The organism is Streptomyces sp. NPDC002790, from assembly GCF_040295505.1.
GTDB lineage: Bacteria > Actinomycetota > Actinomycetes > Streptomycetales > Streptomycetaceae > Streptomyces.
In genome coordinates, this window is record NZ_JBEOVM010000013.1 from 52475 (window position 1) to 77826 (window position 25352).

23 protein-coding genes are annotated in these 25352 nt (G+C 71.1%); 12 read left to right on the forward strand and 11 right to left on the reverse strand.

Annotated elements, in window-relative coordinates; translation table 11 throughout:
* Positions 1 to 20 precede the first annotated feature (20 nt).
* Both ABT004_RS09785 and ABT004_RS09790 read right to left on the reverse strand, forming a co-directional pair.
* Positions 21 to 530 (reverse strand): hypothetical protein, encoded by a 510-nt coding sequence (locus ABT004_RS09785; RefSeq protein ID WP_351333462.1) that lies wholly within the window; start codon positions 528 to 530, stop codon positions 21 to 23.
* Positions 531 to 568: 38 nt separating this feature from the next.
* Positions 569 to 1699: a magnesium and cobalt transport protein CorA gene (locus tag ABT004_RS09790; protein ID WP_351333465.1), complete on the reverse strand. Its 1131-nt coding sequence runs from the start codon at positions 1697 to 1699 to the stop codon at positions 569 to 571.
* Positions 1700 to 2198: 499 nt separating this feature from the next.
* On the opposite strand from ABT004_RS09790, the gene ABT004_RS09795 reads away from it, so the two are divergent.
* Positions 2199 to 2789, forward strand: coding sequence for a suppressor of fused domain protein (locus ABT004_RS09795; RefSeq protein WP_351333467.1), 591 nt, complete (start codon positions 2199 to 2201; stop codon positions 2787 to 2789).
* An 11-nt stretch (positions 2790 to 2800) separates the two neighbouring features.
* Here the strand turns inward: ABT004_RS09795 and ABT004_RS09800 are convergent, their stop codons facing one another.
* Positions 2801 to 4066: an MFS transporter gene (locus tag ABT004_RS09800; RefSeq protein WP_351333470.1), complete on the reverse strand. Its 1266-nt coding sequence runs from the start codon at positions 4064 to 4066 to the stop codon at positions 2801 to 2803.
* 163 nt (positions 4067 to 4229) lie between these two features.
* Between ABT004_RS09800 and ABT004_RS09805 the strand changes: the two genes are divergently transcribed.
* The 3 genes from ABT004_RS09805 (at position 4230) to ABT004_RS09815 (ending at position 6543) form a co-directional block, all read left to right on the forward strand.
* Positions 4230 to 4868: a DUF6758 family protein gene (locus ABT004_RS09805; RefSeq protein ID WP_351333473.1), complete on the forward strand. Its 639-nt coding sequence runs from the start codon at positions 4230 to 4232 to the stop codon at positions 4866 to 4868.
* A gap of 123 nt (positions 4869 to 4991) precedes the next feature.
* The gene (locus ABT004_RS09810; protein ID WP_351333476.1) at positions 4992 to 5855 is read left to right on the forward strand and encodes a PHP domain-containing protein; all 864 of its coding nucleotides are present in this window, start codon (positions 4992 to 4994) and stop codon (positions 5853 to 5855) included.
* Between the two features lie 82 nt (positions 5856 to 5937).
* A complete protein-coding gene (locus ABT004_RS09815; protein ID WP_351333479.1) occupies positions 5938 to 6543 on the forward strand; it encodes a MarC family protein in 606 nt (201 codons plus the stop codon).
* Between the two features lie 91 nt (positions 6544 to 6634).
* Here ABT004_RS09815 and ABT004_RS09820 read toward each other — a convergent pair whose 3' ends face one another.
* The 3 genes from ABT004_RS09820 to ABT004_RS09830 all read right to left on the reverse strand — a co-directional run bounded on the left by ABT004_RS09820 (position 6635) and on the right by ABT004_RS09830 (position 10379).
* Positions 6635 to 6787, reverse strand: a complete 153-nt coding sequence (locus tag ABT004_RS09820) for a DUF8834 family protein (protein ID WP_306317966.1) — start codon at positions 6785 to 6787, stop codon at positions 6635 to 6637.
* A gap of 259 nt (positions 6788 to 7046) precedes the next feature.
* On the reverse strand, positions 7047 to 7922 hold the full coding sequence (locus ABT004_RS09825) for an alpha/beta fold hydrolase (protein ID WP_351333482.1): 876 nt from the start codon (positions 7920 to 7922) through the stop codon (positions 7047 to 7049).
* 81 nt (positions 7923 to 8003) lie between these two features.
* Complete coding sequence (locus ABT004_RS09830; RefSeq protein ID WP_351333484.1) at positions 8004 to 10379, reverse strand: DEAD/DEAH box helicase; 2376 nt, start codon at positions 10377 to 10379, stop codon at positions 8004 to 8006.
* A gap of 514 nt (positions 10380 to 10893) precedes the next feature.
* Between ABT004_RS09830 and ABT004_RS09835 the strand changes: the two genes are divergently transcribed.
* Positions 10894 to 11649 carry a ferritin-like fold-containing protein gene (locus tag ABT004_RS09835; RefSeq protein WP_351333487.1) on the forward strand — a complete coding sequence of 252 codons (756 nt, stop codon included), beginning with the start codon at positions 10894 to 10896 and terminating at the stop codon, positions 11647 to 11649.
* A 43-nt stretch (positions 11650 to 11692) separates the two neighbouring features.
* On the opposite strand, the gene ABT004_RS09840 is transcribed toward ABT004_RS09835, so the two are convergent.
* The 4 genes from ABT004_RS09840 to ABT004_RS09855 all read right to left on the reverse strand — a co-directional run bounded on the left by ABT004_RS09840 (position 11693) and on the right by ABT004_RS09855 (position 13589).
* Positions 11693 to 11974, reverse strand: a complete 282-nt coding sequence (locus ABT004_RS09840; protein ID WP_351333489.1) for a hypothetical protein — start codon at positions 11972 to 11974, stop codon at positions 11693 to 11695.
* Positions 11975 to 12159: 185 nt separating this feature from the next.
* Positions 12160 to 12387: a DUF3107 domain-containing protein gene (locus ABT004_RS09845; RefSeq protein WP_327661699.1), complete on the reverse strand. Its 228-nt coding sequence runs from the start codon at positions 12385 to 12387 to the stop codon at positions 12160 to 12162.
* Between the two features lie 164 nt (positions 12388 to 12551).
* Positions 12552 to 13193 carry a TetR/AcrR family transcriptional regulator gene (locus tag ABT004_RS09850; protein WP_351333492.1) on the reverse strand — a complete coding sequence of 214 codons (642 nt, stop codon included), beginning with the start codon at positions 13191 to 13193 and terminating at the stop codon, positions 12552 to 12554.
* Between the two features lie 177 nt (positions 13194 to 13370).
* Positions 13371 to 13589, reverse strand: coding sequence for an Rv3202a family protein (locus tag ABT004_RS09855; RefSeq protein ID WP_351333494.1), 219 nt, complete (start codon positions 13587 to 13589; stop codon positions 13371 to 13373).
* A gap of 207 nt (positions 13590 to 13796) precedes the next feature.
* On the opposite strand from ABT004_RS09855, the gene ABT004_RS09860 reads away from it, so the two are divergent.
* The 7 genes from ABT004_RS09860 to moeZ all read left to right on the forward strand — a co-directional run bounded on the left by ABT004_RS09860 (position 13797) and on the right by moeZ (position 23621).
* Positions 13797 to 14846: an alpha/beta fold hydrolase gene (locus ABT004_RS09860; RefSeq protein ID WP_351333497.1), complete on the forward strand. Its 1050-nt coding sequence runs from the start codon at positions 13797 to 13799 to the stop codon at positions 14844 to 14846.
* Between the two features lie 224 nt (positions 14847 to 15070).
* Positions 15071 to 16405: a DUF3152 domain-containing protein gene (locus ABT004_RS09865; protein ID WP_451190554.1), complete on the forward strand. Its 1335-nt coding sequence runs from the start codon at positions 15071 to 15073 to the stop codon at positions 16403 to 16405.
* A gap of 200 nt (positions 16406 to 16605) precedes the next feature.
* Positions 16606 to 18714, forward strand: coding sequence for a DUF3492 domain-containing protein (locus ABT004_RS09870; protein ID WP_351333503.1), 2109 nt, complete (start codon positions 16606 to 16608; stop codon positions 18712 to 18714).
* On the forward strand, positions 18711 to 20363 hold the full coding sequence (locus ABT004_RS09875) for a hypothetical protein (RefSeq protein WP_351333506.1): 1653 nt from the start codon (positions 18711 to 18713) through the stop codon (positions 20361 to 20363). Before ABT004_RS09870 ends, ABT004_RS09875 begins: the two co-directional genes overlap by 4 nt.
* A 310-nt stretch (positions 20364 to 20673) precedes the next feature.
* Entirely contained in the window at positions 20674 to 21642 is a 969-nt protein-coding gene (locus tag ABT004_RS09880; protein ID WP_351333509.1) for an NAD-dependent epimerase/dehydratase family protein, read from the forward strand.
* Positions 21630 to 22379 (forward strand): spherulation-specific family 4 protein, encoded by a 750-nt coding sequence (locus ABT004_RS09885; RefSeq protein ID WP_351333511.1) that lies wholly within the window; start codon positions 21630 to 21632, stop codon positions 22377 to 22379. The genes ABT004_RS09880 and ABT004_RS09885 overlap by 13 nt, the downstream gene beginning before the upstream one ends.
* Positions 22380 to 22442: 63 nt before the next feature.
* A complete protein-coding gene (moeZ, locus tag ABT004_RS09890; protein ID WP_351333514.1) occupies positions 22443 to 23621 on the forward strand; it encodes an adenylyltransferase/sulfurtransferase MoeZ in 1179 nt (392 codons plus the stop codon).
* 88 nt (positions 23622 to 23709) lie between these two features.
* On the opposite strand, the gene ABT004_RS09895 is transcribed toward moeZ, so the two are convergent.
* Entirely contained in the window at positions 23710 to 25332 is a 1623-nt protein-coding gene (locus ABT004_RS09895; RefSeq protein ID WP_351333516.1) for an alpha/beta hydrolase, read from the reverse strand.
* Positions 25333 to 25352: the final 20 nt, after the last annotated feature.

The window sequence follows — 25352 nt, forward strand, 5'->3', positions numbered from 1 at the left end:
CGGGGCGGAGCCCCGAGGCGTCAACGCCGGCGCCGCAGGAGTTTCGGGAGGCCTGCCGGTACGGGATTCCGCGTGGTCGCGGGGGACCCCACGGGAACGGCGGCCAGGGACCCGGAGGGCACCGGCTCCGTAGGACCGCCCACCGGCTCAAGCCGAAGCACTCGGCACTCCCGCCCCCACCGCTCCGGCATGGCCTCCGAATCGGGCGCGTTGAGCCGCTTGCCCTTCAGCTCACCCACCACGGCGTCGTACGGCTCCGTACCCACCGCCAGCTCGACCACCTTCGCCCGCCACCCGACAAGCCGCCCGCCCTTGTCCTTGCTGCGCACGGTGACAAGGGCCGAGCCGCCGTCGACGAGATCCGGCAGCGGCTGCTCGCCGGGCCCGTCGCCGACGAGGCACGCCGCGCCCTCGTGCCACACGTGCCACAGGGCCCGCTCCACGCCCCGCTCCCCGCGCACCCAGATCAGCCCGGACTTCTTCGTGGCCTCCTCGACGAGGGCGGCGTCGAGCAGTTCAGCAGTCGTCATACGGAAAGCGTAGCCAGCGCCACTGACAGCACCAGGCCCTACAGCCACCCGTTGCGCTTCAGCGTCCGGTGGATCGCGAAACACACGCCGCCGATGAGGACGAGCACCATCGGGTACCCGTACCGCCAGTGCAGCTCCGGCATGTGCTTGAAGTTCATGCCGTACACACCGCAGACCATGGTCGGTACGGCGATGATCGCGGCCCACGAGGTGATCTTGCGCATGTCCTCGTTCTGGGCGACGGAGGCCTGCGCCAGATTGGCCTGGAGGATCGAGTTCAGCAGCTCGTCGAAGCCGATGACCTGCTCCTGCACCCGCTCCAAGTGGTCGGCGACGTCCCGGAAGTACTTCTGGATGTCCGGGTCGATCAGCCGCATCGGCCGCTCGCTGAGCAGTTGCAGCGGGCGCCGCAGCGGGGCGACAGCCCGCTTGAACTCCAGTACCTCGCGCTTGAGTTGGTAGATCCGGCCCGCGTCCGAACCGCGCGGGGAGCCCTTGCCGGGCTGCGAGAAGACCTCGGTCTCGACCTCGTCGATATCGTCCTGCATCGCGTCCGCCACGGCCAGATATCCGTCGACGACGTGGTCGGCGACCGTGTGCAGTACGGCGCTCGGGCCCTTGGCGAGCAGCTCGGGGTCGTCCTGGAGTCGGTGCCGCAGCGCGCGCAGCGAGCCCTGGCCGCCGTGCCGGACGGTGATGAAGAAGTCCCGTCCGGTGAAGCACATCACCTCGCCGGTCTCCACGACCTCGCTGGTGGCGGTGAGTTCGGCGTGCTCGACGTAGTGGATGGTCTTGAAGACGGCGAACAGGGTGTCGTCGTAACGCTCCAGCTTGGGCCGCTGATGGGCGTGGACGGCGTCCTCGACGGCGAGCGGGTGCAGCCCGAACTCGGCGGCGATACCGGCGAATTCCTCCTCGGTCGGCTCGTGCAGACCGATCCAGGCGAAGCCGCCGTCGCGCCGCACCTGGCGCTTCGCCGCGCCGGGCGTGAGGCAGTCGGAGGACGGGAGGCGGACCCCGTCGCGGTACACGGCGCAGTCCACGACGGCCGAGCAGGCCGCCGCGTCCCGCGTGAAGTCATAAGAGGAGCGCGCCTCGTTGGCGTACGGGGCGACGCTCTTGCGCAGCGAGGGACGGACGGCGGCTCGCAGGTCGCGCATCATCGACATGGGCAGGCTCCTTCGCGGGCGGGAGTCGCCGCGCGTCGGGTGGAACCACCCGGAATGAGGACGTCCTGGTCAACCGGGAACCGGGACATGCTGCACGTCCACAAAGCGGGAAGCACCGCACCGACGCTGGGCGGCTTCGCTGACTGATTCAGATCGCGACGTCCGAGGCGGACATCGATGAGATCAGGGGAACGAAGTGCTCTTCCGGCAGGTGCGGCCAGCATGGTGTGCGGCTGACTGCGGGTGAGATGAGGCCCTGGGCCCTACAGGCCGGAAGAACGGGTAGTACTGCACGGTCGACTTCGATCCATGACAGCCCCACCTCCTCCGGCCGGTCCCCCGTGGGGGACGTGAAACGGGTCGGTTTCCCGACGGGCCCGCGTAAGGCCCTCGGCGGACACGCACTGCGTGTTGTCCCGACCAGCGGCCAAGACTATCAGCCGACTGACGAAAGAGGGCCCAGTCCTTACCCGTTGGGTCCGAGATCTATGCTCGCGGGATGGCAGAAGTTCTTGCGCTGGTGGATGCGCGACTCCGGACAACCCTGGGTGAACCGGACGCGCGCGCGGCCGTCACCTTCCTCGGCACCGACCGGATCGAGGTGTTGCGCTTCACAGATGCCTCCCAGAACGTGGTGCGCTACGCCACCCTCGGCATGGCCGCGTCTCCGATGGCCGACCCCACGGCGGCCCTCGCCGACCCTGTCAAGGGCCCTCGCGCGGAGCTGGTGCTCACCGTCCGCGCGGGCCTCGCCGACACCGACAAGGTGCTGCGCCCGCTCGCGGTCCTCGCGGCCTCGCCCCAGGTCGAGGGCATCGTCGTCGCGCCGGGCGCCTCGCTCGACGTGGGCGAACCGCTGTGGCCGGGCGCCCCGTTCACCTCGGCCCTGGTCGCGGAGCCGGGGGGGCTGGTCGAGGACCTGGATCTGGACGAGCCCCTGGACCCCGTACGTTTCCTGCCGCTGCTGCCCATGACGCCGAACGAGGCGGCGTGGAAGCGGGTGCACGGCGCCGCCGCGCTCCAGGAGAAGTGGCTGAACGCCGGTACGGACCTGCGCGACCCACTGCGCAAGTCCGTACCTCTGGACTGACTGACTGCCGGTCAGCTCGCGTACACCGAGACGCTGTCCTCGGTGGCGTGCTTCGGCTCCAGCTCCTCGGCGTCGTGGGTGAGCGCCTTCCTGCGCACCCAGACCACGACCGCGCCGAGCACCGCCGTGCCCGCGGCGACCACGAACGGGATGTGGATGTTGCTCCACTCCTCGATCTTCGGCGCGAAGAACGGGGCGGCCGCGGCGGCGAACCAGCGCACGAAGTTGTAGCCGGCGCTCGCCACCGGGCGCGGCGCGTCCGAGACGCCGAGCGCGAGCTCGGTGTAGACGGTGTTGTTCACGCCGATGAAGGCGCCGGACAGGATCGTGCAGACGATGGCCGCCGTGTGGTTGCCGTACCCAAGGACGAGCACGTCGATGGCGAGCAGCACGAGTGAGCCGCCGAGCACCTTCAGCGAGCCGAACCTGGCCTGCATGCGCGGCGCCACGATCACCGAGCACAGTGCGAGCAGCAGACCCCAGGCGAAGAAGACGGCGCCCGATTTGTACGGCGTCATGTTCAGCACGAACGGCGTGAAGGCCAGCACCGTGAAGAACGTGTAGTTGTAGAAGAAGGCCGAGATCGCCGTGGAGGCGAGGCCGCCGTGGCCGAGCGCCTTGAGCGGGTCGAGGATCGAGGTCTTCTTCGCGGGCTTCGGCTGTTCCTTCAGGAACGCGGTGATGCAGAGGAAGCCGATGGCCATCAGTGCGGCAGTGCCGAAGAACGGGTAGCGCCAGCTGGCGTTGCCGAGCAGCGCGCCGACGAGTGGCCCGCAGGCCATGCCGAGCCCGAGCGCGGACTCGTAGAGGAGGATCGCGGCGGCGCTGCCACCGGCGGCGGCGCCGACGATGACCGCCAGCGCGGTCGACACGAAGAGCGCGTTGCCGAGGCCCCAGCCCGCGCGGAAGCCGACCAGCTCCCCGACGGACCCGGACGTGCCCGCGAGCGCCGCGAAGATCACCACGAGGGCGAGGCCGGCGAGGAGGGTCTTCTTGCCGCCGATGCGGCTGGAAACGAACCCGGTCACCAGCATGGCGACGGCGGTGATCAGGAAGTACGAGGTGAAGAGCAGGGATACCTGGCTCGGTGTCGCTTCGAGGCCCTTGGCGATCGACGGCAGGATCGGGTCGACGAGGCCGATGCCCATGAAGGCGACGACGGATGCCCCGGCGGTCGCCCAGACCGCCTTCGGCTGACGCAGGATGCTGGTCGTGCTGGTCGCCCCTGCGTCGAACGTGTCCCCTTCGGGAGGACCCCCTGTACTGCTGTGGCTCATGCCTGCTCCTTCGGCCAGATCGTTGGCGTATACACATAATAAGTTAGAGCAGCTAATTAATGCAAACTACATCTACCTCTCCTGGTGGGGGCGCCACGGTGGTGCCCTCCGGACGGGTGATCGTCCTTGACGCGGCGCGGGGCGGGGAGGACCGTGGGGCTCTATGAGGGGCGAACCCAGTTGCCCGAAGTGTGGTGGCCGGGTCAGGGCTCCCGGACTCTTTGCCGACTCCTGGCAGTGCGATGTGCACGGGACCGTGCATCCGATGCAGCCCGTGATCCCGCCCAGCGTCGAGGCGCTCAGCGTCGTGGTGCGGCGCGCGCAGGTGCCGGTCTGGATGCCCTGGCCGCTGCCCGTCGGCTGGCTGTTCACCGGCGTGGCCAACGCGGGGGACGAACGCCACGGCGGCCGCGCCACCGCCGTCGCCTGCTCGGGCCCCGGACCGCTCGGCGGCGCCGGTGAACTGGTGCTCGTCGCCGAGGAGCTGGGCGTCGGACTCGGCGCGCGCTACGCGGGGATCGACGGCCCCGACCCCGGCCCGTACATGGAGGTCTCGGGGCCCCCGCAGGCCAAGGTGCTCGCCGCCGGCCGGCCCACTCCGATGTGGCACGTCTCCGGCGCCCCGGACGACCGGGCGGTCTTCGCGGGCGAGGCGCGCGGCCTGTGGCTGTGGGCGGTCGTCTGGCCGGAGCAGACGGGGATGCTGATGTACGACGAGCTGGTGCTCACGGATCTGCGGGACGCGGGGGCCGAGGTGGACCTGCTGCCGTGCGGGGCGCTGTCGCCGCGCATTCTCGGTTGAGGCGTTGAGGCGTTGAGGCGTTGAGGCGTTGAGGCGCCGCGTCGGTCGCCGCGTCGGAGCTGCTGGAATCCCCGTTATCCTTGAGCGATCCCCGTCAGTCCGTCGAGCTTGGAGTACGCAGCCGTGCGCATCGATCTGCACACCCACTCCACTGCATCCGACGGCACGGACAGCCCGGCCGAACTCGTACGGAACGCCGCCGCGTCCGGTCTGGACGTCGTCGCGCTCACCGATCACGACACCACGCGCGGGCACGCAGAGGCCTTCGCGGCCCTGCCCGAGGGGCTCACCCTCGTCACCGGCGCCGAGCTCTCCTGCCGCCTCGACGGCGTGGGCGTGCACATGCTGGCGTACCTCTTCGACCCCGAGGAGCCGGCCCTGCTCGCCGAGCGCGAGCTGGTCCGCGACGACCGGGTGCCGCGCGCCAAGGGCATGATCGCCAAGCTCAACGAGCTCGGCGTCCCCGTCACCTGGGAGCACGTCGCCCGGATCGCGGGCGACGGTTCGGTCGGCCGCCCGCACATCGCCACGGCGCTGGTCGAGCTCGGCGTCGTACCGACCGTCTCCGACGCGTTCACCGAGGACTGGCTGGCCAACGACGGGCGCGCGTACGTCGACAAGCACGAGACCGACCCCTTCGAGGCGATCCGGCTCGTCAAGGCCGCCGGCGGAGTCACCGTTTTCGCACACCCCGGTGCCGCCAGGCGCGGCCGCACCGTGCCCGAAGCGGCGATCGCGAAGCTGGCGGAGGCCGGGCTCGACGGCGTAGAGGTCGACCACATGGACCACGACGCCGCGACCCGCGAGCGCCTGCGCGGCCTCGCCGCCGACGTCGGCCTGCTGGTCACCGGGTCCTCGGACTACCACGGCAGCCGTAAGACGTGCGTGCTCGGCGAGTACACCACCGACCCCGAGGTCTACGGGGAGATCACGCGGCGCGCCACGGGCGCCTTCCCGGTGCCGGGCGCCGGCGGACGCGACGCCTGACGCGCCCCGTAGTCACCCCTCGACGTCGACTCGACGTCACTTCGACCCACCCTTCCGCACCACTCTCGCAAGGCACCCCACCGTGTTCGACGCTGCCGTCTTCGGATCCCTCTTTCTCACGCTTTTTGTGATTATGGATCCCCCCGGAATCACTCCGATCTTCCTCGCTCTCACCGCGGGCCGCCCCGCCAAGGTCCAGAAGCGCATGGCCTTCCAGGCGGTCTGCGTCGCCTTCGGCGTCATCGCCGTGTTCGGCGTCCTGGGCAACCAGATCCTGGCCTATCTGCACGTCTCCGTCCCGGCCCTGATGATCGCGGGCGGTCTGCTGCTGCTCCTGATCGCGCTCGACCTGCTGACCGGCAAGACGGATGAGCCGAAGCAGACCAAGGACGTGAACGTCGCCCTCGTGCCGCTCGGCATGCCGCTGCTCGCCGGGCCCGGCGCGATCGTCTCCGTGATCCTCGCCGTGCAGCACGCGGACGGCGTGGGCGGTCAGCTCTCCGTCTGGTCCGCGATCGTCGCGATCCACGTGGTGCTGTGGCTGGTGATGCGGTACTCGCTGGTGATCATCCGCGTCATCAAGGACGGCGGTGTGGTCCTGGTGACCCGGCTCGCGGGCATGATGCTCTCCGCGATCGCGGTGCAGCAGATCATCAACGGCGTGACGCAGGTGATCCAGGGCTCCTGACGGCCCCGGACCACGAACTCTCGGACCACAGCGAAGCCCCCGTACGCATCGTGCGTACGGGGGCTTCGAAGTGTGCGAGTCACTTACGCCGTTACGAGGCGGACGACTCTGCCGGGCGGATGTAGAGGCGCTGCCCGATGGCGGCGGCCTGCTGAACGATCCGGTTGACGGAGGCGGCGTCCACGACGGTGCTGTCCACGGCGGTGCCGTCGACATCGTCGAGTCGCATGATTTCGAAGCGCAAGGGCTTCTCCCTTCGTCTGGTGATCCTCCTGAAGGAGAACTACTGGTGCGGGGCTTCTCAGCTTGATCCCGCTGTACGGCCGGGCGGTTGCCCGGCCGTTAAGAGTGAATTGCGCGGCCTCAGTGCCGCGCGTTCCAAGGGGTACAACGAGTTGTCCGCTGCAAACATTCCCTACGCTAAGGAAATTTTTCGATCGGCTAATTACCCGTGCGTCAGGAGTGCCGCAGGAGTGCCGCGGGATGTGCCCGAGCTGCGGTTTCTACGCCGCCGGATGCCGGTCCCAGAACGCGGCGAGGGCGGCGGCCGTGGTCCGCGGCTGGTCGGTATTGGGGGAGTGCTCGGCCCCGGTCACGACGGTGCGCTCCGCGCCGAGGCGGGCCGCCATGGCGTCGAGGACCGGCACCGGCCAGGTGTCGTCCCGCTCGCCCGACAGCACATGTATCGCGAGGCCGAGCGCGGCGAGCTCGTCGACCCGGTCCGGCTCCGTGCGCAGCTGCCCCGCCGTGGCGATGAGCTGGGCCGGGCTGTTCCGCATCCAGCGGCGGCGCAGATCCTCGCCGTCACCGCGGAGATCGGCGGCGTCCTCGGGGGCGTCCAGGCCCTGGATGGCCTCCCACACCTGGGCCATGTCCAGCGCGGCGAGGGCGTCCTGGAGCAGCTTGGCGCGCTCCTGCTGGGGCGGTGCGACGGCGGCCGGGCCCGAGGACATCAGCGTGAGGGAGGCGAACGGGGCGGGGTCCTCGATGGCCGCCGCGCGCGCGACGAGCCCGCCGAGCGAGTGGCCCAGCAGATGCACCCGGCCGGTCCCGGCGTCGGCCTGGAGTGCTGCCGCCTGCGCGAGCACGTCGCGCGCCAACTCGCCCTGCCTGTAAGGCCGTTCGTCGTCCTTCGGGCCCTCCGACTCGTACTGCCCACGGCCGTCCACGGCGACGGTCCGGTAACCGGCCGCGCTCAACGGGGCGTGCAGCTCGATGAAGTCCTCCTTGCTCCCCGTGAATCCGGGCAGCAGCAGAGCGGTGCCACGGACCGGGCCCTCGGTCGGCTCCCCGGTGAGCGCGGCGAAGTCGCCACGGGCGGTGCGGAGGCGGTGCGCACGAGTGCCGGGCGGCGGGGTGAAGGTCGCGGGCCTGCTCATGTGCCGAGATTACGCGCAGCCACTGACAACGAAGGCCCGGACCCCGCAGCAGCGGGATCCGGGCCTTTCGCCGTGGACGGATCAGGCCTCGGGAGCCACGACCTTCTTCCGCGTACGACGCGGCTTCGCCTCGGCGGCGGCGGTGTCGACGACGGGCTCGGCCTTCTTACGGGTCCGGGTGCGCGTGGCGGGCTTGGCCTCGGCGGCCTCCGCGGTGTCGACGGCCACTTCGGCCTTCTTGCGCGTGCGACGCGGCTTGGCCTCGGTCGCCGTCTCAACCGCCTCGGCGGCGGTGTCGACGACGGGCTCGGCCTTCTTGCGCGTACGGGTGCGCGTGGCGGGCTTGGCCTCGGCGGCCTCCGCGGTGTCGACCGCGGCCTCCGCCTTCTTGCGGGTACGCGTGCGTGCCGGCTTGGCCTCGTTCGCGTCCACCGCCTCGGCGACGGGCTCGGCCTTCTTGCGCGTACGCGCGGGCTTCGCCTCGGTGGCCTCGACGGTGTCGACGACGGCCTCCGCCTTCTTGCGCGTGCGACGCGGCTTGGCCTCGGTCGCCGTCTCAACCGCCTCGGCGGCGGTGTCGACGACGGGCTCGGCCTTCTTACGGGTCCGGGTCCGCGCGGCGGGCTTGGCCTCAGCGACCTCGGCGGCCTCGGCCGTGTCGACCGCGGCTTCGGCCTTCTTACGCGTACGGGTGCGCGTGGCGGGCTTGGTCTCAGCGACCTTGGTGGCCTCAGCGGCCTCGGCCGTGTCGACCGCGGCTTCCGCCTTCTTGCGGGTACGCGCGGGCTTCGCCTTCGGCTCGGCCGGCTCCGGCTCTGCGGCCGCAGGCACGGCTTCCACCGTCTCGACCACCGTCTCGGCGACGGGCTCGGCCTTCTTGCGCGTACGACGACGGGGCTGGGCGGGGATCTCCGCCTCGACCGTCTCCACGACTGCCTCGGCGGCGGGGGCCGCCTGTGCGACCGACGGCGCGCCTGCGCCACCGCGCGTACGGCGGCGACGACGCGGCGTCCGCGGCTCGGCGGACTCCTCCACGGGAGCGGGAGCAGGTGCGGACACGGTGGTCGACGCGGGTGCGGCCGTGGCCTCACCGGCGCCGACCGGCTCGCCGCCGCGCATACGGCGACGGCGGCGCGGCGTGCGCGCCGGGCGCTCGCGCTCTTCACGCTGCTCGCGCTTCTCACGGTCCCGACCACGGTCACGGTCACGATCGCGGTCGCCCCGGCCACCACGACCGCCACGCGGGGACGAGGCCCCGCGGCCACCGGTCTCGCCCAGGTCCTCGACCTCCTCGGCGGCGAGCCCGGCGCGCGTACGCTCCGAGCGCGGAAGCACACCCTTGGTGCCCGCCGGGATGTTCATCTCCTCGTAGAAGTGCGGCGAGGAGGAGTAGGTCTCGACCGGGTCGTTGAAGTCCAGATCGAGAGCCTTGTTGATCAGCTGCCAGCGCGGGATGTCGTCCCAGTCGACCAGCGTGATCGCGATGCCCTTCTTGCCCGCGCGGCCGGTGCGGCCGATGCGGTGGAGATACGTCTTCTCGTCCTCGGGCGTCTGGTAGTTGATGACGTGCGTCACGTCGTCGACGTCGATGCCGCGCGCGGCGACGTCGGTGCAGACGAGGACGTCCACCTTGCCGTTGCGGAACGCGCGCAGCGCCTGCTCGCGCGCGCCCTGCCCGAGGTCACCGTGGACGGCACCGGAGGCGAAGCCGCGCTTCTGCAGCTGCTCAGCGATGTCGGCGGCGGTCCGCTTCGTCCGGCAGAAGATCATCGTCAGCCCGCGGCCGTTGGCCTGAAGGATGCGCGAGACCATCTCGGGCTTGTCCATGTTGTGCGCGCGGTACACGTGCTGCGCGGTGTTGCGCACGGTCGCGCCCTCGTCGTCCGGCGAGGTGGCACTGATGTGCGTGGGCTGCGACATGTAGCGGCGGGCCAGGCCGATGACGGCGCCCGGCATGGTCGCCGAGAACAGCATGGTCTGGCGCTTCGCAGGAAGGTGGTTGATGATCTTCTCGACGTCGGGCAGGAAGCCCAGGTCGAGCATCTCGTCGGCCTCGTCGAGGACGAGCGCCTTCACGTGCGAGAGGTCCAGCTTCTTCTGGCCGGCCAGGTCGAGCAGTCGGCCGGGCGTACCGACGACGACGTCGACGCCCTTCTTGAGGGCCTCGACCTGGGGCTCGTACGCACGACCGCCATATATGGCGAGGACGCGCACATTGCGCACCTTGCCGGCGGTCAGGAGGTCGTTGGTCACCTGCTGGCACAGCTCGCGCGTCGGGACGACGACGAGGGCCTGCGGCGCTTCGGTCAGCTGCTCGGGCTTGGCCCGGCCGGACTCGACGTCCGCGGGGACGGTGACGCGCTCCAGGATCGGGAGGCCGAAACCGAGGGTCTTGCCCGTGCCGGTCTTGGCCTGGCCGATGACGTCCGAGCCCGAGAGGGCGACGGGGAGGGTCATCTCCTGGATGGGGAAAGGGTTGATGATGCCGACGGCCTCAAGGGCCTCTGCCGTCTCGGAGAGAATGCCGAGCTGGCGGAACGTCGAAGTCTGCGTAGTCAGGGTGTTGCCTACTCTGTGAGGTGCGGCGCGAGGCGAACGCGGGGGTCGTGACCGTGCCGGTCGGTACACCGGACTCGAGCCGCGGTCTGCGGGGATCGGGTGGACCGGATGGCGCGGGACCACTGCCGACGCTCGAGCGCTCGTGCCGCTGAGGGCCCCTCCTCAGATCCGTACGTCTTGTGACGTACGACCCGGAGGGCTGTCAGGTCGGAGCCGATCGGGCCTCCGACCGGGCATCCTCATTCATGAGGCCCGTCCGAAAGTGCGCATAAGCACCTTGGAGGCGCCTTGCACTCGGCGGGCTCTTTACCACCATACCCCGGAATCGCGCATGTGCGATGGCCGAATGGGTCACGTAGCCGTCGTCACACTCATTGACCAGGGCCTTCCGCGACGGGGAGAGCGGGCTATTGTGCGCTTCATGGAGACGCCTGACAACGCCACGCCGACCGCCGAAGAAACCCCCGTGCTCACCGGTATCGCCGCCCAGGACTGGGCCACCGCGGCCGTGGACGAGAACTACCGCGCCGCCGTTGTCGACCTGCTGGGCGCGCTCGCCTACGGAGAGCTGGCGGCGTTCGAGCGGCTCGCCGAGGACGCGAAGCTGGCGCCGACGCTGGGAGACAAGGCGGAGCTGGCCAAGATGGCGTCCGCCGAGTTCCACCACTTCGAGCAGTTGCGCGACCGGCTCTCGGCGGTCGGCATCGAGCCGACCGACGCGATGGACCCGTTCGTCGAGGCACTCGACGGCTTCCACCGCCAGACCGCCCCGTCGGACTGGCTGGAGGGTCTGGTCAAGGCATACGTAGGCGACGCGATCGCGTCGGACTTCTACCGTGAGGTCGCGGCCCGCCTCGACTCGGAGACCCGCTCGCTCGTCCTCGCCGTACTCGACGACACCGGCCACGCGTCGTTCGCCGTGGAGAAGGTGCGCGCCGCGATCGAGGCCGACCCGCGCGTGGGCGGCCGGCTCGCCCTGTGGGCGCGGCGGCTCATGGGGGAGGCGCTCTCGCAGTCGCAGCGGGTGGTCGCGGACCGGGACGCGCTGTCGACGATGCTGGTCGGGGGCGTGGCCGACGGGTTCGACCTCGCCGAGGTCGGCAAGATGTTCTCGCGGATCACCGAGGCGCACACCAAGCGCATGGCGGCGCTCGGGCTCGCCGCCTGACGACGCGCTGACGACTTCTTCTGGTCGTTCGGTTCTTCTGCCGCTACTTCGTCCACGCATACGGAGTCAGCTGCTGCGCTCTGCCCCGGGTGGGGCGCAGCAGCAGCGAGAGCAGGGCCACGGACATCACGACCGCGCCCACGAGCGTGGCGATCGCATGGTCAGGACCCAGCGCGCTGTGGGTGACGAACGCCCCGACGAGGGCGCCCGCGACGCCGGTCGGCAGCACGAGCGTGCGTGACGGCAGCCTGTGCGGCAGTCGGTGGCCCGCCCCGAGGGCGAGTGCCATGCCGAGCAGTACGGAGCCGAGAGCTTCGAGAAGCATGGTGCGGATACCTCCCGCGCGGCCGGTGGGTGCACTTCGGACGTAGCCGGTCTACCCCTGGCCTCCCGGACGCAACCCTCCGCGCGAGGATCGGCTGTGCGCTCGCTGTGAACATGCAAAAGGCCTGATGGCAGCTGCGCCATCAGGCCTTTCACGTACTGTCCGCCCGTCCCCTCCGGGAGGCTCTACAGCGGGCCGAAGCCCACCTTCCGCGTCGACGGTTCGCCGAGCTCGACATAGGCGAGGCGCTCGGCGGGGACCAGGACCTTCCGGCCCTTCTCATCCTTCAGGGAGAGGAGTTGGGACTTGCCGGACAGCGCCGCGGACACCGCGCTCTCGACCTCCTCGGCGGACTGGTCGCTCTCCAGAACGATCTCGCGGGGCGTGTGCAGCACGCCGATCTTGACCTCCACGGCCTTGTCCCTCCGACGATCCGTGATGTGCGCGGATGACCGCGCTGTACCCAGCAAAGATTAGCCCTGCCGGGCGAGAGTCCCGACGCCACGGCTGCACGCCAAGAGCGAACAGCCAGACGGGAACAAAGTGAGCCGTGTGGCCGTGCCGCGTGCGCGCGTGCTCAGTTCTGCTCCGCGCCGTGCAGCGGGAAGCCCGCGATGCCGCGCCAGGCGAGCGAGGTGAGGAGTTGCACCGCCGTGTCGCGCTCGACCGGGCTCGAACTGGACAGCCAGTAGCGCGCGACGACCTGCGAGACGCCGCCGAGGCCCGTCGCGAGAAGCATCGACTCGTCCTTGGACAGGCCCGTGTCCTCCGCGATCACGTCCGAGATCGCCTCCGCGCACTGCAGGCTGACCCGGTCGACGCGCTCGCGCACCGCCGGCTCGTTCGTCAGGTCCGACTCGAAGACGAGCCGGAACGCGCCGCCCTCGTCCTCCACGTACGCGAAGTAGGCGTCCATGGTCGCCGCGACGCGCTGCTTGTTGTCCGTCGTGGAGGCGAGCGCCGTGCGGACCGACTGCAGCAGGGACTCGCAGTGCTGGTCGAGCAGCGCCAGGTAGAGCTCGAGCTTGCCGGGAAAGTGCTGGTAGAGCACCGGCTTGCTGACGCCGGCCCGCTCGGCGATGTCGTCCATCGCGGCCGCGTGGTACCCCTGTGCGACGAAAACCTCCTGGGCCGCACCCAGAAGCTGATTGCGACGGGCACGGCGCGGTAGGCGTGTGCCCTTGGGGCGCGCTGCCTCCGTCTGCTCGATGGCTGTCACGCCGCCTCCCAAGATTGTCCGTGTGCGGTGTGCGCCGCGACGCCATCGTACTTTTGAGTAACCCTGATGTGCGCGGTACGAGCGCAGAATTTCACGGACCGGACTGCTGTGAAAACCGCATGTAGTGAGCCCGATGTCACATCTGTGGTCACAAATGGGTGGATCGTGGCGCACCGCTCATCGGTAGTCGTCCTCGTCGATCGCGACGACGCGGGCCTGCTCCGCCCGGTCCGCCTCGTTCGCGGTGTCCGGGTCGGCCTGCGTGTCGGGCTCGTCGTCCTGCTCGGGCGCGAGGTCCGTGTGCTGCTCCACGGTGTCGGCCTCGGGGGTCTCCACGCCCGCCTCGGCGGGGCTGTGATCGGCGAAGGCCTCGGGGTCGCTCGGGTCGACCGTCATCGGTGGCTCCCTTCCTCACCTGTCCGTGCGTGGACGGGTGCCCTGATATCGAGCGTAGGAGACACCCGATCGGGGCGCTATGCGATCTTTTGGCGATCTCTTGAGTGGCGCGGGGCCTCCTGGGCGAACCCGCCCGGCCAGGCCGCGTTTTGGACTGTGACGGCGAACACGCGATCCACTGTGTGATCGTCTCGTAACATATGTCGCATGTCTTCGACCGAGTCGCCGCGCGTGCCTGCCGTCATCGCCGCCGCGACGCCCACGCCGGGCGCCGTCGAAGTCGCGGAGGGGGAGCACGTGCGATCCGTCGGGCTCCCCGGGCTGACGTTGTCGGTCCGGTCCCGTCCCGGAGCGCGCGAGGGGCTGCCGCCCGCGCTGTACGTGCACGGGCTCGGCGGCTCCTCGCAGAACTGGTCGGCGCTGATGCCGCTGCTCGAGGACGTCGTCGACGGGGAGGCGGTCGACCTGCCGGGTTTCGGCGACTCGCCGCCACCGGACGACAGTGACTACTCGGTGACCGGGCACGCGCGCGGGGTCATCCGTTATCTCGACGCACAGGGTCGCGTCCCTGTGCACCTTTTCGGGAACTCGCTGGGCGGGGCCGTCGCCACGCGCGTGGCCGCCGCGCGTCCCGATCTCGTCCGCACGCTGACCCTGGTGTCGCCCGCGCTGCCGGAGATCCGGGTGCAGCGCACCGCCCTGCCGACCGGCCTGCTCGCGGTGCCCGGCGTCGCCCCGCTCTTCACGCGCCTGACGAAGGAGTGGACACCGGAGCAGCGGGTGCGCGGCGTCATGGCCCTCTGCTACGGAGACCCGAACCGGGTCACGCCCGAGGGCTTCAGGGTCGCCGTCGAGGAAATGGAGCGGCGGCTCCAACTGCCGTACTTCTGGGATGCGATGGCCCGCTCCGCGCGCGGTGTCGTGAACGCGTACACGCTCGGCGGGCAGCACAGCCTCTGGCGGCAGGCTGAGCGCGTGCTCGCACCGACGCAGCTCATTTACGGAGGGCGTGACCTGCTGGTCTCGTACCGGATGGCGGCCCGCGCGGCACGTGCGTTCCGGGACTCGAGGCTGCTCACGCTCCCGGACGCGGGGCATGTCGCGATGATGGAGTACCCGCGGACGGTCGCGACGGCGTTCAGGGAACTCCTCGCCGACACCGAAGCGTTGGACAAGAGGCGCGGGAGCGCCAGTAGTGTCGGTGACGCCGCGAGTGACGGGTCCGGCACCGACGACCACACGACATTGGGGAGCTGAGGCGGCCTGTGGGACGGCATAGCCGCCGAGGATCGGCAGACGGTGCGGAGGATGCCGTCAACGTGCAGGTGGAGGCCGAGACGCACGCCCCGTCGGGGCGGGGCGTAGGCACCGGGCGCAGGCGAAGGGGGCCGGCCGAGGCGCCGCCCGCGCCGACCCCGCCGTCGGCGGCCGGGCGTCCCCCCTTCTCGGGGCACACTTCCGCGCGTCCGGGGGCCGGGCCGGTGCGTGGCGGCCACCCCGAGTCGCGCGAGTCGGGCGGCGGCTGGGGCGCGTCCGTGCCGCCGGTCGCGGGCCCCGTCGCGTCGGCACGCGGCCCCGAGCACGGTCCGTCGGCCCCCGAGGACTCGGCCCTACCGGGGCTGCGGCCGCGGCGGGAGCGGGCGGAGCCGGGGGCGCCAGACCGGGGTGCGCCAGACCGGGGTGCGCCGGGGCAAGGCGCGCCAGGCCAGGGCGCGTCGGGTCAGGGTGCGCCGGGGCGCAGGCGCCCGAGGCAGGACTACATCGACGCGTTCGATGCGCCTGCGGGTGGCAATGCCTCTGCTGGTTTCGACGTTCCGGCGGGTGTTGGTGCCTCCGCTGGTTTCGGCGCCCCTGTGGGCTCCGATGCCCCTGTGGGTTCCAACACCCCCGCGGATGCGGACCCGTACGCGCGCGTGGCCGAGTGGGACGCCGAGCCGCCCGTGCCGCCGGAGGACCGGGCGCCGGTCGAGTCCGGCGGCGGGCGCGAGAAGCGCGGCAGGGGCATGACCTTCACGGGCATCGCTGCCGCGGCCGTCACCACCGTGCTCGCCGTCGTCGTCGCGGGGCAGGTCGCCGACAAGGACGGCGGCTCCGCGAGTGACGCGCAGGCGCAGGCCGCCGAGGGCGGTCGCCCGGGCGGCGGCTCCGCCTCGCGCACGGACCAGCGGGCCGTCCCGAAGGAGACCGCGAAGCCCGCCCCGGCGACGTACGGGCAGAAGATGGCCAAGAAGTACCCGCTCGCGACGGATCTGAAGGCATCCGGTGCGTTCGCGACGATCCCCGGAACCGACAAGGCGCCGGGCAGCGGGCAGAAGTTCCGCTACCGCGTCGACGTGGAGAAGGGGCTCGGGCTCGACGGGACGCTGTTCTCGCAGGCGGTGCAGAAGACCCTGAACGACAAGCGGAGTTGGGCCCACGACAACGCCCGCACCTTCGAACGGGTCTCCTCCGGGAAGCCGGACTTCGTGATCACGCTCGCGAGCCCGGGCACGACGGCCGACTGGTGCGCCAAATCCGGCCTCGACACCACGGAGGACAACGTGTCGTGCGACTCCGCCGCCACCGACCGCGTGATGATCAACGCGTACCGGTGGGCCCAGGGCTCGAAGACGTACGACGACGTGCTCGGCGACACCGCCATCCACCCGTACCGGCAGATGCTGATCAACCACGAGGTCGGACACCGGCTCGGCTACAACCACGTGAGCTGCTCGCGGGCCGGCTCGCTCGCGCCGGTCATGCAGCAGCAGACCAAGTTCCTGACAGCCGACGGGATCACGTGCAAGCCCAACCCGTGGGTCTATCCCAAGGGTTGACGCTACGTAGCTAAACGTAGCCGTTTGATCTCTTAGCGCGACTGAACGTCGCGCGTGCGGGAAAGTTACGCCCGTTCACCCCTTTTGGTGGCGTGATGGACAACCGTCCATCACGCCACCGGCATGTCCGCATACGTTCGTCCCGCTGCGAGCCGCCAACCCAACGGTGGCTCCCTGTACGGGAGATCGGGGGTGTATGCGTGCGCATCGGACTGCTTACCGAGGGTGGTTATCCGTATGTGAACGGTGAGGCCAGACTCTGGTGCGACCGGCTCGTGCGCGGGCTCGGGCAGCACGATTTCGACATCTACGCGCTCGCCACCAGCCAGGAGCAGGAGGACGCGGGGTGGCTCGAACTGCCGCCCCAGGTCATGCGCGTGCGGACAGCGCCGATGTGGGCGGCGGGGGCCTGGAGCGAGAACGGCGCGCGCGACGGCGCGTTCGGGCGGCGGGCCCGGCGCCGGTTCGCCACGTTGTACCGGGAGCTGGTCGAGGCCGTGGTGTCGGCCGACGCGACGTCGGACGACACGGGGTCCGACGACACGGGGTCGAGCGAGGCGGACCGTTTCGCCAACGCGCTGTACGGGCTTGCCGAACTCGCCCGCGACGAAGGCGGCCTTGGTATCTCCCTGCGTTCCGAGGCCGCTGTACGCATCCTGGAGCGCGCCTGCCGTGCGCCCGGCGCGCTCCGAGCCGTGCGCGCGGCCCGCGTGCCCGACCTGCTCTCCTTCGCCGCGCACGTGGAGCGTGAACTGCGGCCGCTGTCGCTGGACTGGTACGAGGACGGGTCCGGGTTCGATGCCTCGGGTCGCTCGGCGGGTTCGGTGTCGGAGGAGGCGTCGGGGGCTTCGGCTTCCCCGTCGGGGATGTCCTCGGGTTCTTCTGCGGCTTCGTCTTCTGCGGCTTCTTCGTCGTCCTCTTCCTCTTCCTCGTCCTCTTCGTCTTCGAGGTTCTCCACGGGGCTGTCCGGAGGGGGCGGGCTCGCGTCCGTCGATCTCTGCCACGCGGCCTCCGGCGGCGCGGCCGCCCTGCCCGGCCTGATCGCCAAACACTTCTACGGGGTGCCGCTGCTCGTCACGGAGTACGGGGTGCAGCTCAGGGCCCGGTACATCGCCGCGGGTGACGCCGAGTTGAGTGCGCCGGTGCGCGCGCTCCTCGCCGCCTTCCACGGCCGGCTCGCAGCCGAGGTCTACCGGCAGGCCGCCGTGATCACCCCCGGAAACGCGCACGCGCGGCGCTGGCAGGAGCGGTGCGGTGCCGACCGCGCCAAGCTGCGCACCATTCACCCCGGCATGGAGTCCGGCCACTTCGCCGAGGTGGGCGAGCGGGAAGGGCCGGGCGATCCGGACACCGTCGTCTGGGTCGGGCGCGTCGACCCCTCCAAGGACCTCATCTCCCTGCTGCACGCGTTCGCCGAGATCCGCAAGGAAGAGCCGAAGGCCCGGTTGCGCATCGTGGGGGTGCCGGAGGCGGGGTCGGTTCCGGGGGCCGGAGCGGGCGCTGCCGCGGGCGCGGGTCTTGTGGGTGGCGGCGGTTGGCCGGCCGACGGGTTCGTCTCCGGCAGGGCCCTCGGTGGGCACGGTGGCAGCGGTGGGCACGGCGGCAGCGGTGGCGGGGCGGACGCCTCGGATCTCGCGGCCGACCGTGAGGCCGCGCTGTATCTCGGGCACTGCAAGGCGCTCGCCGCACAGCTCTTCCCGGACGAGGCGGACGGCATCCACGCCGTGGGCGAGAACCCCGTCTCCTTCGAGGAGTTGGGCGCCCCTGAGGCCCCCGACCTCGCCGATGTCTACGGCTCCTGTGGCGTCGTCGTCCTGTCCAGCGTCGTCGAAGGCTTCCCGGTCAGTCTGGTCGAAGCCATGTTCTGCGGGCGCGCGACGGTGTCCACGGACGCGGGTGCCGTCGTCGAGGTGATCGGTGGCACGGGGCTCGTGGTACCGCCGCGCAACCCCCGCGCGCTCGCCGAGGCCTGCGTGGCGCTGCTGCGCGACCCCGCACGGCGCGAACGGCTCGGTGCGGCGGCGCGGGCGCGCGCCCTGGAGCTGTTCACCGCCGAACAGAACATCACGGCATTTCACAGCATTTACCTGGAGATCGTCTCGCGTTGCCCGGTACGCCGGGACGTTGTCGACGACGCGGGCGCCCCCTTGCCGTTCGCCTACCCGCCGGAGGCCCATGTGCCGGGCCGCTGGACCACGCAGAGCACGGGTGACCGGGGCGGCGCAGCCGGGACCAGTTGGGGAGCCGATGGCGGTGCGCGGGAGCAGTTGGCAGGGATGACGCAGGGCTGCGGGGAGGCGGACGGATGACCGGGCGTATCAGCGAACGCACGAGTGAGCGCGCCGCGTTCGGCGACACCGATACCGGGGGCGACGCCGATGCGCCCCGAGTACCGGTGAGCGCCGGAGCGTGGGGCTCCGGGTCGGCGGAGGCGCTGGGCGCGCGTGGCGGCGGTGCCGGTGTCGGTACCGACGGCGAGGTGGACGGTGACCCGGCTGCCACGGACCAGGCCGACGTGGACGTGGAGGATTTGGAGGACCTGGACGTGGGATTGCTGCGTGATCCCACTGCGTGGCGGTCGCCAGCCCTCGAAGCCGGGGGCGGCGTGGGCGATGCGGGTGGCGACGGAGCCGTTGCTGGTGCCGACGCTGGTGTCGATGAGTTCTTCGGTACCGGGCCCCGCGATGCGGAGTCGCGCGACGTGGCGCGGAGTGATGTCGAACCCGGTGACGGGGCTTCCGGTGGCGCCGACTTCCGTGACGACGAATCCCGTACGGAGGCCGCCCACCGTGCCGATGTCGCCCGGATCGTCGGTCCGCGCGGCACCGGCCCCCGTGACGCCGATTCCCGCGGCGCCGCCTTCCGCTCCGGCCACCGCCGGTCCGGTGCCGATCCGGTCAAGGGGCTGATGCACCGGCACCGTGAACTGTGCGAGCGGGCCGTCGACCCGCTGGAGATCGCCGCGGGGCTCGAGGCCCACGGCGTCACCGACAGGACCGCCGCCCGTTTCCGCCACAAGGACGTGTTCTCGCTCGCCGAGGAGATGTACGCCCGCGCGTCGAGGGACGGCGACCCGCACGAACCCGTCGTCGAGGCCGCCCGTCCCGCCGCCGGCGTGCGCGGCCTGTGGGCCGGGCTCGCGCTGCTGCCGGGCACCGTCTGCGCGCTCACGTTGTTCGGCGTGCACGCCACTGCGGGCACCGCACGCCTGGTCATCGCCCTCATCGGCGTGCTCGCCACCCTCGCCGCCCTGCGCGCGACACTGCGCCACGGGCCGCTGCGTGCGATCGACGGCCCCTCCGCCCCCTCGGCCCGACTGTGGTCCTGCTGGCTGCTCGCGTACGCCCTCCTCGGCGACGGCCTCCTCGACGCCGCGCTCGCGGGCGGTCCCGACGAGCCCTGGGCCCCCGCGACCGCGCCACTGGTCGCGCTCGCCGTCGCCGTGGCACCGGCCACCTGGTGCGCCCAGCTCTTCTCGGGCGGAGCGCGGCGCCGCCTCGCCGCGAGCCGCGGGCTCGCCGAATTCGCCGCATCCGCGCGCCCGTTGCTCCTCGGGGCCGTGGCCCTGTTCGCCCTCGCCCTCGTCGCGCTCCTCGTGCCGGCCGGTGCCGTACTCGACGAGAAGGTGGACTACGCCGGAACGGGCGCCCTGGGCGTTCTGCTGCTGCTCGCCCGCCTCCTCGCCGCGCACCGCCGTACGCACGCCCCTGCTGTCGCGCTGGGCGCCGCCGTCGCCGTCGAAGTCCTGTCCGTCGCCACGGTCTTCGCCGCACGACTGCCCGGCTGCGACGTCCTGGGCGTGCCCGTCGAGACCGCGGTCGACGTGGTCGGCGCGGGCGTCGTGCCGACGGTCGCCTGCGCCGTCGCCGCCCTCGTCCTCCTCGTGCACGCCACCCGCACCCTGACCCGGGCCTCCGCCCACGCGAACGCGGGGGCCCCGATCGGCTGGGCGCCATGACCGCCATCCGCGGCATCGCCGCCTCCGTAGAGCACGCCGTGCCACCGCGGCCGGCGCTCGCCGGATGACCAGGACCACCCCTTTCCCGCGGGGCCGACACCGCGGGCCCACCCGAAGACCCAGGGCAACCCTCATAAGGAGAACGCCAGATGACCACCCCTCCTCCCGGAGGCGCCGGATACGCCGGATACTCCGGACCTCACGGGCAGCGCGGAATCCACGACCGGTGCGCCCCGCGCGCGGCGCGCGGAGTGCGCGGCGCCCTCGGAGCGCTCCGAGGGACCGGAGCGCGATCCCTGGGAGGCACCCGATGAGGGTTCTGCTGATCGGAGCCAACGGGTATCTGGGCCGCTTCGTCACCGACCGCCTGTTGGCCGACCCCGCCGTGCAGCTGACCACGCTCGGCCGGGGCGACGACGCCGACGTCCGCTTCGACCTCGCCACCGGCAGCCCCGGCGCACTCACCCGCTTCCTGGACGCCGTCCACCCCGGAGTGGTCATCAACTGCGCCGGCGCCACCCGCGGCGGCGCCCGCGAACTCACCCGGCACAACACCGTCGCCGTCGCCACCGTCTGCGAGGCCCTTCGGCGCAGCGGCTGCGGCGCCCGCCTCGTGCAGATCGGCTGCGGCGCCGAGTACGGGCCCTCGCAGCCCGGCTCGTCCACCGCGGAGGACGCGGTGCCCCGCCCCGGCGGCCCGTACGGCGTCAGCAAGCTCGCCGCCACCGAACTCGTCCTCGGATCCGGCCTCGACGCCGTCGTCCTGCGCGTCTTCTCGCCCGCAGGGCCCGGCACCCCGGCCGGATCCCCGCTCGGCCGGCTCGCCGAGGCGATGCGCCGCGCGATGCAGGCCGGCGACGGCGAACTGAAGCTGGGCGGTCTCGGCGCACAGCGCGACTTCATCGACGTACGAGACGTGGCGCGCGCCGTGCACGCCGCATCGCTCTCCGCCGCGCAGGGCGTCATCAACATCGGCTCGGGCCGCGCCGTGCGACTGCGTGACGCCGCCGCCGTGCTCGCCCGCGTCGCCGGTTTCGGCGGATCTCTCCATGAACTCGACGGCCCCGCTGTCGGGATGCGGACATCCGTAGGCCACCCCCGCACCGAATCGGACCACGGGATGCCCCCCGGGCCGAGCGCGTACCCGTACCCCGACGGCTGCGGCAGTTGGCAGCAGGCCGACGTGCGCACGGCCCGCGACCGGCTCGGCTGGCGTCCCCGCATCAACCTCGAAGAGTCCCTCGCCGACATCTGGATGGAGGCGGCATGCCGTATCTGACTCCGACCGCGACCGGCCTGTCGAGCACCGACGTACGACTCGGCTTTGGCATCCCCGGTTTCGCGCACCCCCTCGTCGCACCCGCGGAATGGGCCGAACTCACCCGTCCCGCAACGCCTTTGCACTGGGTTGTTCTTAATGTCGCCAATGGTCCGGGAGCCCGTCCCGACCAGCACTGCCTGGAGGCGGCGGGGCGGCTCCGGCAGGCCGGGGTGCGTGTCCTTGGTCACTTGGACTTGATCCATGGCGCCCGCGCCTTCGGTGAACTCGTCTCCGACGCCCACCGCTTCCTCGACTGGTACCAGGTGGACGGCTTCTCCTTCGACCGCTGCCCCACCGAGCGGGCCGCGCTCCCCGAGGTCCGGCGCGCCGCCACGACCCTGCGCGCCCTCGTCGACGACGCGCACCTCGTGTTCAACCACGGCACCCACCCGTACCCCGGATACGCCGAGAGCGCCGACCAGTTGGTGACCTTCTCCGGCCCCTGGAGCGACTACCGCTGGTCCCAGGTCGCCGAGTGGACCGCCGACTATCCGCCTGAGCGGTTCTGCCACTTCGTCCACGGCATGCCCCTCGGCCACCTCGAAGAGGCGCTGCGCATCGCGCGCTGGCAAGGCGCGGGCACGATCTACTTCACCGATCACACCGACCGGGACGGCTCCACCGACCCCTGGGAGGGGATGCCCGGCTACTGGGACGAAATCGTCTCGCGCATCGGACGCGGTGTCTCGGAATGAAGGAGGGCGTGGCAGTGTTGCAGACGGAACAACCGTACGTAGATACCGACCAACGGAGTCCCCGTGTCGCTGCCACCCCTGGTCGAGCCAGCTGCTGAGCTCACCGTAGACGAGGTCCGCAGGTACTCCCGCCACCTGATCATCCCCGATGTCGGGATGGACGGGCAGAAGCGGCTGAAGAACGCCAAGGTGCTCTGTGTGGGCGCCGGTGGCCTTGGCTCGCCGGCCCTCATGTACCTGGCCGCTGCGGGCGTGGGCACGCTCGGCATCGTGGAGTTCGACGAGGTCGACGAGTCGAACCTGCAGCGCCAGATCATCCACAGCCAGGCCGACATCGGTCGGTCCAAGGCGGAGTCCGCGAAGGACTCGGTCCTCGGCATCAACCCGTACGTGAACGTGATCCTTCACGAAGAGCGGCTCGAAGCCGAGAACGTGATGGACATCTTCAGCCAGTACGACCTGATCGTCGACGGCACCGACAACTTCGCGACGCGCTACCTCGTCAACGACGCGTGCGTGCTGCTCAACAAGCCCTACGTGTGGGGTTCCATCTACCGCTTCGACGGCCAGGCCTCGGTCTTCTGGTCCGAGCACGGGCCGTGCTACCGCTGCCTGTACCCGGAGCCCCCGCCCCCCGGCATGGTCCCCTCCTGCGCCGAGGGCGGTGTCCTGGGCGTGCTGTGCGCGTCCATCGGCTCCATCCAGGTCACCGAGGCGATCAAGGTCCTGGCCGGCGTGGGCGACCCGCTGGTCGGCCGCCTGATGATCTACGACGCCCTCGAGATGCAGTACCGCCAGGTCAAGGTCCGCAAGGACCCCGACTGCGCGGTCTGCGGCCCGAACGCGACGGTCACCGAGCTCATCGACTATGAGGCCTTCTGCGGCGTCGTGTCCGATGAGGCGCAGGAGGCTGCCGCCGGTTCCACGATCACTCCCAAGCAGCTCAAGGAGTGGATCGACGGCGACGAGAAGATCGAGATCATCGACGTTCGCGAGCCGAACGAGTACGAGATCGTCTCCATCCCGGGCGCCAAGCTGATTCCGAAGAACGAGTTCCTCATGGGCACGGCCCTGGAGAGCATGCCGCAGGACAAGAAAATCGTCTTGCATTGCAAGACGGGTGTCCGCAGTGCGGAAGTTCTCGCGGTGCTGAAGTCCGCGGGCTTCTCGGACGCCGTGCACGTCGGCGGCGGCGTCATCGGCTGGGTCAACCAGATCGAGCCGGACAAGCCGGTCTACTGAGCCTCGGCTCGGTCGCTGTGAGCTGATCGGACGGGCCTCGCGCACTGTGCGCGAGGCCCGTCCGTCGTATCCGGGCGGACGCTCGCGGTCAGGAGCACACCTTGCCGTCGTGCGGTATTCGCCCCTCCAGGAGATACGCGTCGACCGCTCCGTCCACGCAGGTGCTGCCCGAGCCGTACGCCCCGTGCCCCTCGCCCTTCCACGTCAGCTCGACGCCGACGCCCGCGCCCAACTCGTCGGCCATGCGGCGCGCCCCTTCGTAAAGAGTCGCCGGATCGCCGGTGTTGCCCACGACGAGAATCGGCGCCGCGCCCCGCGCGCTCACATCCGGATCGTCCCACTGGCCCGGGACCGGCCAGCCGTGGCACCAACCCGCCGTGTCCCAGCCCATGTACGGCCCGAACACGGGCGAGAGCTCCCGGAATTTCCCGAGCCGCTTCTTCGTCTCCCGCGCCGTGGGACGCACCTTGTCGTCGAGGCAGGAGATCGCCCGCTGGGAGTGGCTCGCCGTGCCGTAACGCCCGCTCGCCGCACGGTCGTTGTACGAATCGGCGAGCGAGAGCAGGGCGGTGCCGGCACCCTGCTCCGCGTCCCGCAGGCCTCGCGTCAGTGCGGGCCAGCTGTTCTTGCTGTACAGGGTGACCGCGATGCCGGTCGTCGCGAGTGACTCGTTCAACTCACGTCCGCCCGGAGCGGGTAGGGGGTTCGCGTCGAGCCTCTTGAGGAGCGCGGTGATCTCACGCGCGCCCTGCCGTGGATCCTTGCCGCGTGACCTGAAGTAGTTGTCGAGGGCCCGCTGGAATCCGCGAGCCTGATTCTCGGCCTGCCCGACGCGTCCCGCGGTCGGATCGACCACGGCATCCAAGGTGAGCCGGCCGACGTTGCCGGGGAACAAGTGGGCGTAGACGCCGCCCAGTTCGGTGCCGTAGGAGACGCCCATGTAGTGCAGCTTCTTGTCACCGAGGACCTGACGCATCAGATCCATGTCGCGCGCGGCCTCGGTGGTCGACACATGGGCGAGCAGTGTGCCGGCCTGTTTGCTGCAACCCTTGCCGAACGCGACGGCATCCTGGAGATACGCCGTCTCCTCCGCTTTGGTGTCCGGGGTGAGGTCGATGGACTCGGCCGCCTGCGTCTCCTTGTCGCTTCGGCAGCGGAGTCCGCGGCTTTCCGAGACGCCGCGCGGATCGAAGCTCACCAGGTCGTAGCGCTCACGCAGCTTCGCGTATTGCGGGGCGAGGGCCGGCAGTAGATCCACTCCGGAGCCGCCGGGGCCGCCGAAGTTGAACAGCAGGGACCCGATCCGCTGACCCCGATCGCCCCGAGCCTTGGTGCGGATGAGGGCGAGGTCGATGGTGGGCCCGGCCGGCTCGGCATGGTCGAGTGGCGCCTTGAGCGTCGCGCACTGCCAGTCGGAGCCGGGCGCGGGCGAGTCCGCGTGCGCACGACAACGGCCCCAGTCGAGCTGCTGGTCGGTGAGTGATGACGGGAGGGCGGGGGTGTCGCCGTCGCCCGGCGCCGCGTCGGTGGGGCGTGAGGCGGATACCGACGGCGGCTTCGGATCGCCTCTGTCGGCACGCTCGCCCGAGCCGCTGCAGCCCGCGACCGGCCCGGCCGTCAGGACGACGGCCGCGGCCACGGCGAGCGAGCGGACGCCTTTTCCCCAGCGTGGGCGTGCGCCCGCGGGCGCACACGAATCCTGTGCCGTCATGGCACCTCCCCCCTCAACTG